General features: G+C 72.9%; 15 protein-coding genes. 6 read left to right on the forward strand and 9 right to left on the reverse strand.

Features of this window, described 5'->3' with window-relative positions; genetic code table 11:
* Nucleotides 1-213: 213 nt before the first annotated feature.
* From ABD343_RS29535 to ABD343_RS29550, 4 genes are all read right to left on the reverse strand, one after another.
* Entirely contained in the window at nt 214-1,083 is an 870-nt protein-coding gene (locus ABD343_RS29535) for an ABC transporter permease (RefSeq protein ID WP_344532468.1), read from the reverse strand.
* Nucleotides 1,080-2,120 carry an ATP-binding cassette domain-containing protein gene (locus ABD343_RS29540; RefSeq protein WP_344532469.1) on the reverse strand — a complete coding sequence of 347 codons (1,041 nt, stop codon included), beginning with the start codon at nt 2,118-2,120 and terminating at the stop codon, nt 1,080-1,082. Before ABD343_RS29540 ends, ABD343_RS29535 begins: the two co-directional genes overlap by 4 nt.
* Before the next feature lie 27 nt (nt 2,121-2,147).
* Nucleotides 2,148-2,717, reverse strand: coding sequence for an NADPH-dependent FMN reductase (locus tag ABD343_RS29545; RefSeq protein ID WP_344532471.1), 570 nt, complete (start codon nt 2,715-2,717; stop codon nt 2,148-2,150).
* A 163-nt stretch (nt 2,718-2,880) separates the two neighbouring features.
* Nucleotides 2,881-3,930, reverse strand: coding sequence for an LLM class flavin-dependent oxidoreductase (locus ABD343_RS29550; RefSeq protein ID WP_344532472.1), 1,050 nt, complete (start codon nt 3,928-3,930; stop codon nt 2,881-2,883).
* 321 nt (nt 3,931-4,251) lie between these two features.
* On the opposite strand from ABD343_RS29550, the gene ABD343_RS29555 reads away from it, so the two are divergent.
* Both ABD343_RS29555 and ABD343_RS29560 read left to right on the forward strand, forming a co-directional pair.
* Nucleotides 4,252-4,848, forward strand: coding sequence for a glycoside hydrolase family 25 protein (locus tag ABD343_RS29555; RefSeq protein ID WP_344532473.1), 597 nt, complete (start codon nt 4,252-4,254; stop codon nt 4,846-4,848).
* A 49-nt stretch (nt 4,849-4,897) separates the two neighbouring features.
* Nucleotides 4,898-5,215 (forward strand): hypothetical protein, encoded by a 318-nt coding sequence (locus ABD343_RS29560; protein WP_344532474.1) that lies wholly within the window; start codon nt 4,898-4,900, stop codon nt 5,213-5,215.
* 80 nt (nt 5,216-5,295) lie between these two features.
* Here ABD343_RS29560 and ABD343_RS29565 read toward each other — a convergent pair whose 3' ends face one another.
* Nucleotides 5,296-6,990: a CoA transferase gene (locus ABD343_RS29565; RefSeq protein WP_344532476.1), complete on the reverse strand. Its 1,695-nt coding sequence runs from the start codon at nt 6,988-6,990 to the stop codon at nt 5,296-5,298.
* Between the two features lie 81 nt (nt 6,991-7,071).
* Here ABD343_RS29565 and ABD343_RS29570 point away from each other — a divergent pair, with 81 nt between their 5' ends.
* Nucleotides 7,072-8,226 carry a beta propeller repeat protein gene (locus ABD343_RS29570; RefSeq protein ID WP_344532477.1) on the forward strand — a complete coding sequence of 385 codons (1,155 nt, stop codon included), beginning with the start codon at nt 7,072-7,074 and terminating at the stop codon, nt 8,224-8,226.
* A gap of 72 nt (nt 8,227-8,298) precedes the next feature.
* Here the strand turns inward: ABD343_RS29570 and ABD343_RS29575 are convergent, their stop codons facing one another.
* Nucleotides 8,299-9,321 (reverse strand): LysR family transcriptional regulator, encoded by a 1,023-nt coding sequence (locus ABD343_RS29575; RefSeq protein WP_344532479.1) that lies wholly within the window; start codon nt 9,319-9,321, stop codon nt 8,299-8,301.
* A gap of 95 nt (nt 9,322-9,416) precedes the next feature.
* On the opposite strand from ABD343_RS29575, the gene ABD343_RS29580 reads away from it, so the two are divergent.
* The 3 genes from ABD343_RS29580 to ABD343_RS29590 all read left to right on the forward strand — a co-directional run bounded on the left by ABD343_RS29580 (nt 9,417) and on the right by ABD343_RS29590 (nt 12,925).
* Nucleotides 9,417-10,103: a LysE family transporter gene (locus ABD343_RS29580; protein ID WP_344532480.1), complete on the forward strand. Its 687-nt coding sequence runs from the start codon at nt 9,417-9,419 to the stop codon at nt 10,101-10,103.
* A gap of 111 nt (nt 10,104-10,214) precedes the next feature.
* Entirely contained in the window at nt 10,215-11,198 is a 984-nt protein-coding gene (locus ABD343_RS29585) for a dihydrodipicolinate synthase family protein (RefSeq protein ID WP_344532482.1), read from the forward strand.
* A 227-nt stretch (nt 11,199-11,425) separates the two neighbouring features.
* Nucleotides 11,426-12,925: a sialate:H+ symport family MFS transporter gene (locus ABD343_RS29590; protein WP_344532483.1), complete on the forward strand. Its 1,500-nt coding sequence runs from the start codon at nt 11,426-11,428 to the stop codon at nt 12,923-12,925.
* On the opposite strand, the gene ABD343_RS29595 is transcribed toward ABD343_RS29590, so the two are convergent.
* The 3 genes from ABD343_RS29595 to ABD343_RS29605 all read right to left on the reverse strand — a co-directional run bounded on the left by ABD343_RS29595 (nt 12,828) and on the right by ABD343_RS29605 (nt 15,587).
* Nucleotides 12,828-13,652 (reverse strand): DeoR/GlpR family DNA-binding transcription regulator, encoded by an 825-nt coding sequence (locus ABD343_RS29595; RefSeq protein WP_344532484.1) that lies wholly within the window; start codon nt 13,650-13,652, stop codon nt 12,828-12,830. The genes ABD343_RS29590 and ABD343_RS29595 overlap by 98 nt on opposite strands.
* A gap of 140 nt (nt 13,653-13,792) precedes the next feature.
* Nucleotides 13,793-14,626, reverse strand: a complete 834-nt coding sequence (locus ABD343_RS29600) for a class II fructose-bisphosphate aldolase (RefSeq protein WP_344532485.1) — start codon at nt 14,624-14,626, stop codon at nt 13,793-13,795.
* A gap of 55 nt (nt 14,627-14,681) precedes the next feature.
* The gene (locus ABD343_RS29605; protein WP_344532486.1) at nt 14,682-15,587 is read right to left on the reverse strand and encodes an SIS domain-containing protein; all 906 of its coding nucleotides are present in this window, start codon (nt 15,585-15,587) and stop codon (nt 14,682-14,684) included.
* Nucleotides 15,588-15,668 lie beyond the last annotated feature (81 nt).

Here is a 15,668-nt window from a genome sequence, read left to right on the forward strand (position 1 = left end):
ACCGGAATCCTGGGGTGCCGGGCCCCTGAGGGTGCCTGACCCCTGAGGGTGCCTGACCCCTGAGGGTGCCGGAACCCCGGGGGCGCCGAGGGCAAGACGCGGCCCCGCGCACGGGCGGCGCGGCCCGAAGGCGGCGCCCCCCTGCGCGGGGCCAACTCGCGGCGGTGCGGCCACGTGCGCGAGGCTCGGCTCGCTCGCGGTGGTGCGGGCACCTCACTTGCGGTTGTAGATCCGCATCGTCAGCGTCCCGAAGACGGCGATGAGGACGCCGCCCGAGACGAGGGTCCAGGTGATCTCCGACCCGTTCCAGGTCCCCGCCATCAGGTCCCGCACCGCGGCGACCAGATGCGCGACCGGATTGACGTCCACGAACGCCTGGAGCCAGCCCGGCATCGTCTCCGGCTCCACCAAGATGTTGCTCAGGAAAGTCATCGGGAACAGCACCATCATGCTGACGCCCATCACCGACTTCTCCGAGCGCAGCAGCAGCCCGAACATCGTCCAGATCCAGGAGAACGCGAACGAGAAGGCCACCAGCAGCACTATCCCCGCCAGCACCCCGAGCGCCCCGCCCTCCGGGCGGAAGCCCATGATCAGGCCGACGACGAGAATGACGACCGACGCCATCGTGTACCGCGCGGCGTCCCCCAGCAGATAGCCCACCATCGGCGCGGGCCGCCATATCGGGAGCGTGCGGAACCGGTCGAAGACGCCCTTCTCGATATCCGTGTTCACCGCGACGCCCGTGTACATCGTGGTCATGATGACGCTCATCACCATGATCCCCGGCAGCAGGAACTGCAGATACTCCGACGTCGATCCCGCGAGCGCGCCCCCGAAGAGATACGTGAACATCAACGTCATCATGATCGGAAAGGCCGTCACATCGAAGAGCTGCTCCGGCACATGCTTGATCTTCAGCATGGCCCGCCAACCGAACGTCGCGGACACCGACAGCGCACTCGGCCGCGCCGGCCGGTCCGTGGCGAGGAGCACCGCGGCGAGCTGCTCGGCCTCGACCGGCGGCAGCTCCCCCTCACGCAGGTCACCGTTCGCCGTGTTGGTGGTCGTCGAGGTGCTCATGCCGCCGCTCCCTTGAACTCCGCGGATGTGCCGTCACGGTGCGGACGGCGGGTGTCGGTCAGGGCCAGGAAGACCTCGTCGAGGCTGGGCTGGCCCAGCGAGAAGTCGTCGACGGTGATCCCGTGTGCCGCCAGCTCGCCCAGGGCGCGGGACGCGCGCGTGGCCGCTCCGGGCCCCTCGTCGTCTCCGGTGACCCGCGCGGTCAGCGCGACCGGGTCGGCCTCCCACTGGACACGCGCCCCCAGCTCGCGCGCCAGCACCTCACCGGCCTCCGCGCGCTGACCGGGGTCGCGCAGCCGCACATGCACCGAGCCCGCGCCGACCGACGACTTGAGCTCTCCCGGAGTGCCCTCCGCGATCACCCTGCCGTGGTCGATCACCGCGATCCGGCCCGCCAACTGGTCGGCCTCCTCCAGATACTGCGTCGTCAGCAGCACCGTCGTGCCCTGCGCGACCACCGCGCGCACGATGTCCCACACCTGATTGCGGCTGCGCGGGTCCAGGCCCGTCGTCGGCTCGTCCAGGAAGAGGAGATCCGGGGTATTGAGAATGCTCGCCGCGATGTCGATACGGCGGCGCATGCCGCCCGAATAGTTCTTCACCTGACGGTCCGCCGCCTCCGCCAGCCCGAACGCGTCCAGGAGCTGCCGGGCCCGCTCCCGGCCCCTGGCCTTGCCGTGGCCCAGCAGCCGAGCGAGCAGCACCAGGTTCTCCACGCCGGTCAGGTCCTCGTCCACCGACGCGTACTGCCCGGTGAGGCTGACCAGGGAGCGGACCGTGTCCGCCTCGCGCAGCACGTCGTGCCCGAAGACCCGGGCCTCTCCGCCGTCCGGACGCAGCAGCGTGGCCAGCATCTTGACCGCGGTGGTCTTCCCCGCTCCGTTGGGCCCCAGCACCCCGTACACCGTGCCGGGGGAGACCGTGAGGTCGATGCCGTCCACCGCCCTGTTCTCCCCGAACACTTTCACCAGCCCCGACGTCTCGATCGCCGGGGCGTCCGAGGGCGTCCCTCCGCCCTTGCTCTTGCTCTTGCTCATCGGCGCAGTCCTCTCATGCCTTCGTCATCACGTGCAGTACGGCCGCGAGGCCCGTCCCTCGCGCAAGGCCAGCCCCCACCACGCGAGCTGACGGAGCATCGCCTCCGCCGACCGCGCGCTGTCCTCGGGGTCGCGGGGGCCGAGCAGGTCGAGACCCACGCAGTCGCGCACCGTGACCGTGTGCAGCTCGGTGAAGACCGCACGCAGGTGCGTGACCGCGTGGGTGCCTATGGAGCGCGATCCGTACGACACGAAGCCGACGGGCTTGGCCTGCCACTCGTCATAGGCGAAGTCGATCGCCTGCTTGAGCGAGGCCGGAAAGCTGTGGTTGTACTCCGGGGTGACGATCACGAACGCCTCCGCGGCGTCCACCCGGTCCGTGAACTTCATGACCTCCGGCGTCGGGGCCTCGGGATAGCGCTCGGGGAAGTGGAAGTCCGCGAGATCCACGAGATCCACGCAGAGGTCCCGCCGGCCGCGCGCCAGCTCCGCGAACCAGTCCGCGATCCCGTCGCCCTCGCGGCCCTGGCGCGTGCTGCCGACGATCACAGCGACCCGCAGCGGGTCCTCGCCCGTCAACGGCTGGGTGCACGACATGGGCGCCTCCTCCCTCGCTCGCTCTCGCACCGGCCACAGCGGCCGTACACCCGAAGGGCGCGAGATCACGGCAAGCGGGCCGCGAGAACGAATCTCGCGGCCCGCTGGGTCCGCTGGGTCCGCCGGGCCCGCCGGGCGCGGAGCAGCGAGCGAGGTGCCGGACTCAGTCCAGCGCGGGCATGATCTTGTCGTGGATCAGCCGCAGTTGGGCGTTCACGTCCGCCACGCCCTCCAGGTCCCGGCCCGTGAACGCCTTGACCAACGTGCGGTCCGTCAGCGCGCAGATGATGTGGTTCACGCCCGACGGCGCTATCTGCGTACGGATCTTCTCCGCGCACTCCTCCGGCGTCCCCGCGATCGACAGCCGGTCCGCCAGCTCGGGCGACGTCAGCTCGATGCCCCGTGCCAGGTCGCCCGCGCCGATCGCCTCGACGATGGGCTTCAGCTCGCCCGGGTCCACGCCGTTGCGGACAAGCTGCTCCTCCGGCATGGACGAGGCGTAGATGCCCACCATGCTGCGGGCCGCGTCCTTCGCCGCCGCCGAGTCCGGGCCCGTCGCGAACACCACCCAGGCCCCGATGTCCAGCGACGTCCAGTCCTTGCCCGCCTTCTCGGCGCCCGCCCTGATGTGCCGGACCGCGTAGTCGTAGGCCTCGCGCGTGTAGCTCAGCGCGTGATGGCACCCGTCCGACAGCTCGCCCGCCGCCTCGAACGAACGGGGCCCGCGCATCGCCCCCAGCTTCAGCGGCACCCTGTCCTGCACGGGCCGCGCGAAGGTGAACAGCCCCTCGTACGAGTAGAACTCGCCCTGCCGCGTGATCGCGCCCTCGTCCAGCAGCGTGCGGACGACGGCCAGTGCCTCCTTCGTCCGCGACAGCGGCTTGGTGCGCGCCCAGTCGATCCCGTACTGCGCCAGCAGCCCGAAGTTCCCGCTGGAGAGCACGGCTTCGGCCCGGCCGTCCGACAGCTCGTCCAGCGTCGCGACGGCCTGCGCGATCAGCGACGGCTCGCGCAGTGTCACGGGCGCGACGCTCGGCCCGAAGCGGATCCGCTCGGTCTGCCCCGCCGCGGCGGCGAACAGCAGCCACATGTCCTTGTGCCAGGTCTCGTCGGCGGCGTAACAGGCGTAGAAGCCCAGTTCGTCGGCGAGCCTGATCGAGGCCAGCGACTCCTGGAGCGGGTAGTCGGGGAGCATCGCGTAACTGAACTTCATGACGGTGCGACCTCTCTTGCTCTCTCGACGGACAAGCAGGGGTGGTGCCACGCACGTTCGCAGCGGATTATGCCGATCCGCGCGGCGCCGCGGGAGGGGCCGGACACCGGATCACGTGAGGATGAGGTAGCCATTGCGCGCATTCGGGAAAGAGCGCGTTTCCCGCCGCCGTACGGGACGCGGGTGTTTCGGTGGGGAATTCGACGTGCTCCTGTGGCTACAACTTGCACGCCGTGTAAAGGGGTTGACCGAAGTGGTACACGCGAACGGCTGATGGGTATCACCCGTAGAACCGCACAGGAAGCAGGATGGTGGTCACTCTTGATCAAAGGGATCGATGTTGCCTCGTACCAGCCGGAGAAGTACAGCACGAAAGGCATGGACTTCGTATTCATCAAGATCACGGAAGGAAAGTCGTACACGAATCCCAAATGGGTGGCCCAGCGGAAGACGGCGCGTGACGCGGAGCTCGTCACCGGCTTCTACCACTTCGTCAGGCCCGGCAGCATGAAGACGCAGGCCGACTATTTCCTGTCGAAGATCAACCTGGTCGCCGGGGACATGCTGGTGCTCGACTGGGAGGACACCGGGGTCAGCAACGCGCAGAAGGACGACTGGATCAAGTACGTCCAGGACAAGCGGCCCGACCACAAGGTGCTGCTCTACTGCAACGTGAATTTCTGGCTCAACAGGGACACGACCTCCTTCGCCGGTGACGGTCTCTGGATCGCGCACTACAACGGGAAGCCGGGAAAGCCGGGAGTCAAGCACCCGTGGCGTTTCCACCAGTACACGAGCAAGCCCATCGACACGAATCTCGGCAATTTCGACAGCCGTGAGGCGCTGCGCGAGTGGGCGGGCGGCGCCAAGTCCTCCTCCGAGGGCGGCTCGGACCCCGAGGGCGGCTCGGAGGGCTAACGGGGGCTCAGCCTCCCCGGTGTCAGGGGCGCCGTATACGCTCACCTGCATGCCGGAAGCCAACTCATCCCCCGCACAGCAGGTCCACGAGGACAGGCCCGGCCTCACGCCGCGGCAGGCGCGGCGCATCCGGATCGTCCTCTCCGCGACCGTCATGCTCGTCGTCGCCGTCGCCCTGGTGATCCGGCTCGGCAGCGCCCCCTCAGTGCTGACCGTGGGGTTCTACGGGATCGCGCTGACCCTGTCCGGCACAGCCATCGTGCTGAGCCGCCGTGGGCGCACCCGGGTGGCGACGGCCGTGCTCGGACTGGGGTTCGTGCTGGTCCTGCTCGGTGAGTGGATGCTGGGTTTCCCCGGCGGGATGTGACGCCTGGTCAGAAGGCCGGGCCCCAGGCCCCAGGCCCCGGGGGCCAGGGTCCCCGGGCGCGGGTCCCGGGGGCTCCGGGGTCAGCTCCAGGCGCTGGGGTCCGTGCCGGGCGGGCCGGGCATCCGGGTCCAGGTGGACGGGGTGTGCCGGCCGAAGGCGACGGGGGAGCGCACGTGGCGGAGGCGCCCGAGCGGGCTGTCGGCCTCCGCCGTCCACGGCGTGGGGTCGAACGGGTGGGCGGGGCCGGTGTCCTGCTCCCTCGGCAGTTCGCGCAGCAGCCACTCCGCGGTACGGGCCAGGGCGAGCCGGACGACGCGGGAACCGCCCGTTCCGGTGCGCTGCTCGGTGAGGCAACGCAGCAGTGCACCGGCGAGCAGATAGCCGCTGCCGTGGTCGAGGGCCTGCGCGGGCATCGCGCCGGGCGCGTCCTCGCCCCCGGCGGCGCGTGCCTCGCCCTCGATGTGGGCGATGCCGGTCGCCGCCTGGACGAGGCTGTCGAAGCCGCGGCGGCGCTGCCAGGGGCCCGAGCCGCCCCAGGCGCACAGTTGCCCGACGACCAGGCCGGGGCGCCGGTCGGCGAGCGACTCGGGGGCGAGCCCGAACCGGTCGAGCGCGCCGGGCCGGTACCCGGTGACGACGACATGGGCCGAGGCGAGCAGCTCCTCGAAGGTGGCCTGGCCGGAGCGGCTCGCCAGGTCGAGCGCGGTGGAGCGCTTGCCGAGGCCCGTGTCGGCGTAGGTGTCGGTCAGTTCGGGGTACTGGGGCGGGTCGATGCGGAGCACGTCGGCGCCGAGCAGGCCGAGCGTACGGGTGGCGACGGGGCCCGCCAGGACGCGGGTGAGGTCGAGGACGCGGAGCCCTTGGAGTCCCCCGGGGCCCGGGCGGCCGTCGAGGGGGAGGGGCGGGGCGTTGTCGAGCCTGCTGGTGGCGACGAGCGGGGCGTTGACGACGGCGGCGCGCTGGGGGTGCGCGAGCCAGGCGTGGGGCGTGCGTACGGCGACCGCGAGCCCGCCCGCCGCGAACACGGCGTCCTCGACCTCGACGGCCTCGCGGCCCGCGAATTCAGCGGCGACCTTGGCGGCGAACGCCTCGTCGTCGGCGGTGGCGCCGGTGCCGCCTGTGGTTCCGGTGCTGCCGCTGCCGCTGCCGTCCTCCGTGCCGAGGCCCAGCGCGCCGAGCAGGCGGGCCCGGTGGTGGGGGTAGTTGGCGTGGGTGCGTACCCAGCCGTCGGAAGTGCGCCAGTAGCGGGAGAGCGGTGCGAAGTTGACCGGGTCGCGGCCGTCGATCCGCAGGTGCCGTTCGCTGTGGAACGCGGCGGCCACGGCGCCGTCGTCGACCTGGACGGAGGGCAGGACCGCGCTGCGTTCGCGTACGCAGGAGAACTCGGCGGCGGCGAGCGCGCAGGCGGTCACCGTGGCTGCGGCCAGTTCCTGGACGGGCAGCGCCGAGGGCAGCAGTCCGGGGCGGCGGGTGCGTGCGACGCGGGCCAGCAGCGCGGGGTCGCCGCCGAGCGCCGCCCATGCCTGCGGGGCGCCCTCGGATTCCCCGCCTCCGGTTCGGTTTCCGGTCTCCGCCCCGCGTTCGACTCCCCGGCCGGGGCCGGGGCCGGGGCCGGTTCCGGGGTCGGCTCCGCCTCCGGCGCCCGTCTGCGCGCTCGTTCCGTTGTCGCCCGTCGCTCCGGCGTCGGCGCTGCTCGCTCCGGACGCGCCGGAGGCTGTGGCCGCTTCCGCGGCTCCGTCCTCGCCTGCCGCTGAAAACTGATCCATGCGGCACATTTTCGCACCGGAAGGCCCGGGTCCGGGTGACGTGGGTCCCAGCGTGGGCTAGGTTCCACCGCCATGAGGGGCGTGGGGACCATGAGCGGTACGGGACGGAAGAGGCGCGTGCGGGCCCTCGGGCTTGGCGGCGCGGCGGCGGTGACGGTGCTGGTCACGGCGGTGAGCGCGGCTCCCGCGCAGGCCGGTACCGCGACGGGCGCGGCGCGTGCGGACGCGGCTCCGAGTGCGAACGGGCGTACGGACGCACGTACGGACATCGGCTGGTCGCTCAAGCACGACGGCGGCGAGTCCCGCTTCCGGGGCCTGTCGGCGGTGAGCCGTTCGACGGCGTGGGTCGCGGGCAGCGGCGGCACGGTGCTGCGCACCCGCGACGGCGGCGCGAGCTGGAAGGACGTCTCCCCGCCCGGCGCCGAGGGGCTGGAGCTGCGCGACATCGAGACGTTCGGCCCCCGGCGCGCCGTGGCCCTGGCCATCGGCGAGGGCGACGCCTCGCGCGTGTTCCGTACGGAGGACGGCGGCGCGCACTGGAAGGAGACCTTCCGTAACGACGATCCCGCCGCGTTCTACAACTGCATGACCTTCTTCGACGACCGCAACGGTCTGACCGTCGGCGACCCCGTGGACGGAAAGTTCCGCGTGCTCGCGACGCGCGACGGGGGCCGGAACTGGCGGGTCCTGCCGTCCGGCGGCATGCCGCCCGCGCTCAAGGGCGAGACGAACTTCGCGGCGAGCGGCCAGTGTCTGACCAGCGCCGGGAGCCGGGACGTGTGGATGGCCACCGGCGGCGGGGAGAGGGCGAGGGTCTTCCACTCGGCGGACCGCGGGCGGCACTGGACGGTCACCGACACGCCGCTCCCGGGGGCCGAGCCCGCGCGGGGCGTATTCGGCCTGGCGTTCCGCGACGCGCGGCACGGGCTGGCCGTCGGCGGCGACTACGAACCCGGCGAGCAGTCGCCGGACGCCTCGGCCGTCACGGGCGACGGGGGCGCGCACTGGAAGCGGAGCGCCCGTCCCGTGCCCGAGTACCGCTCCGGCGTCACCTGGCTGCCGCACGCCCGGCGTACGGCCCTCGCGGTGGGCCCGACCGGATCCGACCTGACGCTGGACGGCGGGCGGAGCTGGCGCACGTTCGACCAGGGCTCGTACGACACCGTGGACTGCGCGCCCGACTTCGGGTGCTGGGCCTCGGGGGAGAAGGGCCGGATCGCACGGCTGGAGCCGGGCGGCCGCTGAGCGGGTGCCGAGCCGGGGCCGACCCCTGACGGCAGGCGCCCTGACGGCAGGGGCCCCGACGGCAGGGCGGCTTCAGGCGTCCGGCGCGGGCCGCCCTGACGCGGCTCCATGAGGCCCGGCTGCATGTTTCCCTGCCGGATGCGTCCCATCCGGATACGTCCCCGGGGCGTACGCCTCATGCGCGTACGCTTCCGCCGCGTCCCTCAGTGCCGCGAGGCCGCGCGCGACAGGGGGCTGCCGTTCGCTGCCGCGCCGTACGTACGCGACGATGCGCCGTACGGGCCGCGACGGGCCGCGCAGGGGGACGCGGACGACCGGGGCCGGGGCCCCGGCCGGTAGGGGCGCGAGCCGGGGCATCAGGCACACCCCGAAGCCGTGCGCGACGAGCGCGACGACGGCCGCCCAGTCGACGGCGGCGTGCGCCAGGCGCGGGGTGAACCCGGCGGCGGCGCACGCCGTGAGCAGCAACTGGTGCTGGTCCTGCGGGTCTCCGGCGCGTATCCAGGTCTCGTCCGCCGCCTCGTCGAGCCGTACGCCCTCCCGCACGCGGTCGGCGAGCGGATGGCCGACCGGGACGAGCAGGTCCTGCGGGTCGCTGAGCAGGGGGTGCGGGGTGAACCGGGGGTCGTCCGGCGGCGGCGCCGCGGGCGTGGGGAGGACGACGGCGATGTCGGCCTCTCCGGTGAGCAGCAGGCCGTAACGGTCCTCGGTGGGGTCCTCGGCGACTGTCACGTCGAGGCCGGGCGCCTCGTCCCGCAGGCGGGCCGTGGCGGGGACGACGAGGGCCGAGAGCGCCGTCGCGATCCCGGTGACGCGCAGGCGGCCCGCGGTGCCCTCGCGGTGGGCCGCGAGGTCGGCCGCGGCCTCCTCCCAGCGGGCGTGGAGGGCGTCCGCGTGGCGCAGCAGCGCGTGCGCGGCGGGCGTGAGTCTGACCTTGCGCCCCTCGGGTTCGAGCAGCGTGAGGTCCATCTGCGCGGCGAGCTGGCGCAGTTGCTGGGAGACGGTGGACGGAGTGAGGTGCAGCGCGGCGGCTGTCGCGGTGACGGTGCCGCACTCGCGCAGCACCCGCAGGGTCTGGAGCCGGGGGTCGATCATCACTCCATCCTGCGACAACCGTGCGGGACTTCCACAGGGTCCGATGCGGAAACTTTCGATGGACTCGAACGGTTGGCGCCGCCGAGGCTGGCCGTATGACGGAATCGATCACGGATGCGGTGCTGACCGGACTCGTCGCGGGCTACGCGGTCTCGATCCCCGTGGGGGCGCTCGCGGTCCTGCTGGTGAGCGTGGCGGCGCGGACCTCGTTCCGGGTGGGCGCCGCGGGGGCGTTGGGGACGGCGACGGCCGACGGCGGGTACGCGGCTGCCGCCGTGCTCGGCGGCGCGGCGGTCGCGGGCGCGGTGGAGCCGGTCGCGGTGCCGCTGCGCTGGGCGGCGGGCGCGGTGCTGATGGTGATGGCGGCGAGGAGCGGCAGGACGGCACTCGCGGCACTGCGCCGCCGAAGGGGCGGAGGAGGCCGGAGCACTGGCAAGTACGAGGGCGAGGGCGAGGGCGAGGGCGGGCGCGGGGTGGCCCTGCGGACGCCCGCCCGTGCCTACCTGGGCTTTCTCGGACTCACCCTACTCAACCCCTGGGCGGTCATCTACTTCTCCGCGCTCACCCTGGGCCGTCAGGACCTCGGCGGAACGGGGACTGCGAGCCGGCTCGCCTTCGTCGCGGCCATCGCGCTGGCGTCGCTGAGCTGGCAGTTGCTCCTCGCGGTGGGCGGCGTGGCCGTGGGCCGGGCGCTCACGGGCGTACGGGGCAGGGCTGTCACCTCGCTCGTCTCCAGCGTGGTGATCGCGGGACTCGCGGTCGTCCTCGTGTCGGGGAGCTGACGTCGAACGGGCGGGCGTATTGACACATGGTCACGGGCGGAGGACATTGAGGCTCGGAAAACGGACATCCTACGTCCAATTTGTCCGTGTCATCAGGGAAGTTGGAGCCTCATGCAGCACGCCGCCACCTCGTCGTCCGCAGCGCAGCACTCGTCCTCCGCCCCGTTCCCCGCGCCGTTGACCGGCGTCGTGCCGCCGCTGTGCACGCCGCTGACGGCCGACGGAGAGGTGGACGCGGCGGGGCTGAGGGCCCTGGCCGGGCGGGTGACGGACGCGGGCGCCTCCGGGCTGTTCGTGCTCGGCTCCAGCGGAGAGGCCGCGTTCCTGGACGACGCGCGGCGCGCGACCGTCCTCCGGGCCGCCGTCGAGGCCGCCGACGGCCGCGTGCCCGTCCTGGCGGGCGTGATCGACATGACGCCCGCACGCGTGATCGCGCACGCCGAACGGGCGGCGGAGGCGGGCGCGTCGGCGCTCGTCGCGACCGCGCCGTTCTACACGCGGACGCACCCCGTCGAGATCGCGGAGCACTTCCGCCGGATCCGCGCGGCCGTCCCGCTGCCGCTCTTCGCGTACGACATCCCCGTCGCCGTGCACACCAAGCTGCCCGCGTCCGTGGTGCTGGAGCTGGCGGAGGACGGCACGCTGGCCGGGCTGAAGGACAGCAGCGGCGACGACGGAGCGCTGCGCCGACTGCTCGTGGCGCTGCGCGGGCGCGGCCTGCTGGAGCGGTTCGCGGTGCTCACCGGATCCGAACTCGCGGTCGACGGTGCCCTGCTGGCCGGTGTCCACGGGGTGGTCCCGGGCCTGGGCAACGTCGACCCGGAGGGCTACGTCCGGCTGTACGCGCTCGCGCGCGAGGGGCGCTGGACCGAGGCCGCGGCCGAACAGGACCGGCTCGCGGCCCTCTTCGCGCTGACCGATGTGGGCCCCGAGGCGCTGATGGGGCGGAACTCCTCGGCGATCGGCGCGTTCAAGGCGGCGCTGCACCTCCTCGGCGTGATCGGCTGTGCGGCCACCGCGCCGCCGCAGGTCCCGCTGGACAGCGAGGCGGTCAAGGCCGTGCGGCACCTGCTGGAGGAGGCGGGCCTGCTGTGACCGACGCGGGCGACGGAACGGGGAGAGGCGGGCAGGGGAACGGACACGGCGGGAACGGGCGCGAGAACGGCCGCGGCGGGAACGGACGCGCCGGAGACGGGCGCGGGAACGGGCGTGCCGGAGACGGGCGCGAGAACCAGCACGGCGGGGACGGACACGGAGACGGACAAGGGAACGGGCGCGGCGGAGGCGGACACCGGAGCGGGTCGGAGAGAGGCGGGCGGGAGATGGGCGGGCCGGGGACGCGGGAAGCCGGGGGCGGACAGCGGTGGTACCGCGAGATCTCCGGCCGCCAGTGGAAGTCGATGTTCGCGGCCTGGCTCGGCTATCTCCTCGACGGCTTCGACTTCGTGCTCATCACGCTCGTCCTCACGGAGATCGCCGACGACTTCGGCCTGAGTTCCGTGGAGGCCGCGAGCCTGGTGTCCGGCGCGTTCATCACCCGCTGGCTCGGCGGGGCGCTCCTCGGCGCGATGGGCGACAGATACGGGCGTAAGGCCGCGATGATCGCCAGCATCCTGCTCTACTCCCTCGGCACGTTCGCCTGCGGCTTCGCCTGGAACTACCACTCGCTCTTCGCCGCCCGCCTCGCCATCGGCATGGGCATGGCCGGGGAGTACAGCGCCAGCGCCGCCTATGTGCTGGAGAGCTGGCCCGTGCGCTTCCGCAACCGCGCCTCCGGCTTCCTGATCTCCGGCTACGCGGCGGGCACCGTCCTCGCCGCCGAGGTCTACAAGCGGGTCGTCCCCGAGCTGGGCTGGCGCTGGATGTTCTGGATCGGCGTGCTGCCGGTGCTGGTGGCGCTGTGGGTGCGCCGGGCCCTGCCCGAGGCGCCGGACTGGCAGGCGGAGGTCGGCGAGGACGCACCGGCGGAGCGCCGCCCCAATCCGATGGGCCCGCTCTTCTCCGACCGCTGCCGCGCCACGCTCAACACGGCGCTGGCAGTGCTCGCGACGGTCGCCCTCTTCTGCGTCTTCACGCCGCTCGCCGACGGGCTGACCCTGCCGCTGGCGCTGGCCGCGACCGGGTGCCTGGTGGCATTCGCCGCGCAGCTCGGCGGGCGCCGGGGCTGGCTGCTGTACGTCGCGCTGACGGTCACCGTCTTCTGCGCGTTCCTCTACTCCTGGCCGATCCAGTCCCTGCTGCCCACCTACCTCAAGGGCGAACTCGGCTACTCCGCCGGCCAGGTGACCGACGTGATGTACTACGCGGGCTTCGGGACGATGGCGGGCTGCTGGCTCGCCGGGTTCGTCGGCGACCGGCTCGGAACGCGACGGGCCTACGCGCTGACGCTGCTGGCCTCCCTCGCGTTCGTCTTCCCCGTCTTCGCCGTGCAGGACAGCCTGGTCGGGCTCGGGGTGCTGCTGTTCGGGCTGCTCGCGCTGAGCCAGGGCATCTCGGGCATCCTCCCGAAGTACATCGCGGGCCACTTCCCGGTGCGCAACCGCGCCTCCTCGCTCGGCTTCGTCTACAACACGGGCGCGCTCGGCGGCGCCGTCGCCCCCGTGCTCGGAGCCCGGCTGGGGGAGGCGCTGACGCTGGCGCAGTCCCTCGCACTGCTCACGTTCGGCCTGACCACCGTCGTCATCGTGCTGGTGGGCCTCGATGTGCCGCGGCGGCTGGGGAGGCTCATCGATCCGGAGGGCTCGCGGGATCATCTCCGGGAAGCGGCGCCGGAACGATCCGCATCCCCCGCTCGGCGAACTCCGCTGCCGCCTCCTCCGTGACCCCCGCGTCCGTGAGCAGCGTCCCGAACGTGCCCGGGCCGCCGATCAGCGCGAAGCACCGCCTGCCGACCTTGGAGGAGTCCACCGTCACCACGGCGTGCTCGGCGCGCTCGGCCATCAGGCCGTTGATACGGGCCTCCGCCTCGTCGTGCACGGAGGCGCCGCGCGCGGGCTCGATCCCGTTCGCCCCGATGAAGGCGATGTCCAGGGCGATCTGGCGCAGCATCAGCTCGCTGAAGGGGCCGGTCAGCTCGAACGAGCGCGAGTGCGCCACGCCGCCCGTGAGGACCGTCTTGATCTGGGGGCGGACCGCCAGCTCGTTCGCGATGTTCAGTGCGTTGGTGACGATGGTGAGGTGGGGCTGCGGGCCCGGCTCGGCGAGGTCGGGGCGGGTGGCGAGGGCGCGGGCGATCTCGGTGGTCGTCGTGCCGCCGCTGAGCCCCACCACGCTGCCGCGCTCGACCATCCCGGCCGCGGCCCGGGCCAGGGCCTCCTTCTCCTGGGCGTGATGGCCGCGCTTGTAGCGGATCGGCAAGTCGTAGGTCACGGCGCTGAGCACGGCGCCTCCGCGGGTGCGGGTCAGCAACTGCTGCTGGGCGAGCGCGTCCATGTCGCGCCGCATCGTCGCGGCGGAGACCTCCAGGACGGTCGCCGCCTCCTCGACGTCGAGACTTCCGCGCTCTCCGAGCAGCTCCAGCAGCGCGTTCATGCGCTCGTGCCGTTTCATGGGCCTCCCTCAGCGTGTCCGGCGCATTCTGCCCCTTCTCCTCCCTCGGGAGCGCATCGCCGGGGCCGGCACCCGGGACCGGGTACTCCGGCCCCGGCGATGCGACCGGCCCCGGTCGGCGACCGGCCCGGCGGCCGGCCCTACTTGCCGATCACTCCGAGCAGCCGGGCCGCCTCCTCGGCGACGGCCTCCCGCGCGGGCGCCACGTACTTCCGCGAGTCGATCAGCGACGGGTCGCCTTCCAGGGCGCCGCGCACCTCGCGGGTGAACACCGAGACGAGATGGGTCGAGATATTGATCTTCGTCATGCCCGCGGCTATCGCCTCGCGCAGCTCGTCGTCCGCGACACCCGAGGAGCCGTGCAGCACCAGCGGCACCGGGAGCGCGTCCCGCAGGCTCCGGATCAGGTCCTTGTCCAGCACGGCCGTGCGCTCGCGCATGGCGTGGGACGAGCCGACCGCCACCGCGAGGGCGTCCACCCCGGTCGCGCGGACGAAGCGCTGTGCCTCGCCGGGGTCGGTGCGCGCGCCCGGCGCGTGCACCCCGTCCTTGCCGCCGACCTCGCCCAGCTCGGCCTCCACGAAGACACCCCGGTCGTGACACCAGGAGGTCAGCTCCGCGGTCGTCGCGACATTCTGCTCGTAGGGCAGAGTCGAGGCGTCGACCATCACCGAGCCGACTCCTGCCGCGACGCCTTGCCGCACCAGGTCGGCGTCCGTGACGTGGTCCAGGTGCACGGACACCCCGGTGCGGGCCGCCTCGGCGAGGGCGAGGGTGGCGCGGGTGATCGGCAGCAGACTGCCGTGGTACCGCACGCAGTTCTCGCTGATCTGGAGGATCAGTGGCGTGCCCGTGCGGTCGGCGGCGGTGACGAGGGCCTCGGCGGTCTCCAGATGGATGACGTTGAAGGCCGCGGCGCCGACACCCGCCGCCCGTGCGTCGGCGACGATCGAGGCGGTGGAGACGAGGGGCATGTCCGCACTTCCCTAGGTGGACGGAGACCGGAACAAGGACGGGCTCGGGGCCGGGTCAGGACTTGGCCGAGAGCATCACCGAGCGGGTGAGGCTGCGCGGGTTGTCGGGGTCGAGGCCCTTCGCGCGGGCGCGCTCCAGGGCGACGCGCTGGACCAGCACCAGGTCCGCCAGCGGATCGCGGGCGTGGTGCACGAAGTGGGCCCCCGTGCGCGCGACGTCGTCCGCCAGGCCCTCCGGCGCCCGGCCGAACAGCCAGGTCACCCGGCCGGGGGCGGCGATGGATATCGGCCCGTGCCGGTACTCCATCGCGGGATAGGACTCGGTCCAGCTCTGGGAGGCCTCGCGCATCTTCAGCGCCGCCTCGTTCGCCACCCCCACCGTCCAGCCCGTGCCGAGGAAGCTGAACTGCTCCGCGTCCACCCACTCCCGGGCGACGGGGGCGGCCAGGGCCTCCTCCGCGTCCCGCACCGCCGCCGCGAGGTCCTCGCCGAGGTGCGCGCGGAACAGGGTCAGCGCGCTCGTCGCGAACCGGGTCTGCACCACCGAGCGTTCGTCGGCGAACGGCAGCGCGACCGTGCGGTCCGAGAGCGGGGTGGCGGGGGTGTCCGGGTCGCCCAGCACCGTGACCGTCGGGACCGTCCCGCGCACGGCCTCCAGCACGCGCAGCACCTCGGTGGTGGTGCCGGAGCGGGTGATCGCGACCACCGCGTCATACCCCCTCGGGGCGCCGAGGAAGGCCTCCGAGGCGGCGAAGGCGTCCGTGACGCCCTGGCCCGAGCCCTCGCGCAGCGCCGCATAGGACTGCGCCATGAACCACGAGGTGCCGCAGCCGATCACCGCGACCCGCGCGCCCGCCTCCGGCAGCGCGCCGTCGGCACCCGAGGCGCCGATACGGGCGGCCTCCCGCCAGGTCTCCGGCTGACTGCGGAGCTCCTGCTCCATGAATGCGTCGTCGCTCATCGGTGCATGCCCCTCCGTGTGCCCACCCGCAGGGCGCACTGCTCGAAACTGCGTGAAACTGCTTCCTTTTACTCAACTTTA

Source organism: Streptomyces albiaxialis (assembly GCF_039530985.1).
GTDB lineage: Bacteria > Actinomycetota > Actinomycetes > Streptomycetales > Streptomycetaceae > Streptomyces > Streptomyces albiaxialis.

Coding starts and splice junctions, on each gene's coding strand:
- ABD343_RS29605 (WP_344532486.1), bottom strand. CDS start 15,587: ATGAGCGACGACGCATTCATGGAGCAGGAGCTCCGCAGTCAGCCGGAG.
- ABD343_RS29560 (WP_344532474.1), top strand. CDS start 4,898: ATGCCGGAAGCCAACTCATCCCCCGCACAGCAGGTCCACGAGGACAGG.
- ABD343_RS29535 (WP_344532468.1), bottom strand. CDS start 1,083: ATGAGCACCTCGACGACCACCAACACGGCGAACGGTGACCTGCGTGAG.
- ABD343_RS29570 (WP_344532477.1), top strand. CDS start 7,072: ATGAGCGGTACGGGACGGAAGAGGCGCGTGCGGGCCCTCGGGCTTGGC.
- ABD343_RS29550 (WP_344532472.1), bottom strand. CDS start 3,930: ATGAAGTTCAGTTACGCGATGCTCCCCGACTACCCGCTCCAGGAGTCG.
- ABD343_RS29565 (WP_344532476.1), bottom strand. CDS start 6,990: ATGTGCCGCATGGATCAGTTTTCAGCGGCAGGCGAGGACGGAGCCGCG.
- ABD343_RS29600 (WP_344532485.1), bottom strand. CDS start 14,626: ATGCCCCTCGTCTCCACCGCCTCGATCGTCGCCGACGCACGGGCGGCG.
- ABD343_RS29580 (WP_344532480.1), top strand. CDS start 9,417: ATGACGGAATCGATCACGGATGCGGTGCTGACCGGACTCGTCGCGGGC.
- ABD343_RS29595 (WP_344532484.1), bottom strand. CDS start 13,652: ATGAAACGGCACGAGCGCATGAACGCGCTGCTGGAGCTGCTCGGAGAG.
- ABD343_RS29540 (WP_344532469.1), bottom strand. CDS start 2,120: ATGAGCAAGAGCAAGAGCAAGGGCGGAGGGACGCCCTCGGACGCCCCG.
- ABD343_RS29585 (WP_344532482.1), top strand. CDS start 10,215: ATGCAGCACGCCGCCACCTCGTCGTCCGCAGCGCAGCACTCGTCCTCC.
- ABD343_RS29575 (WP_344532479.1), bottom strand. CDS start 9,321: ATGATCGACCCCCGGCTCCAGACCCTGCGGGTGCTGCGCGAGTGCGGC.
- ABD343_RS29590 (WP_344532483.1), top strand. CDS start 11,426: ATGGGCGGGCCGGGGACGCGGGAAGCCGGGGGCGGACAGCGGTGGTAC.
- ABD343_RS29545 (WP_344532471.1), bottom strand. CDS start 2,717: ATGTCGTGCACCCAGCCGTTGACGGGCGAGGACCCGCTGCGGGTCGCT.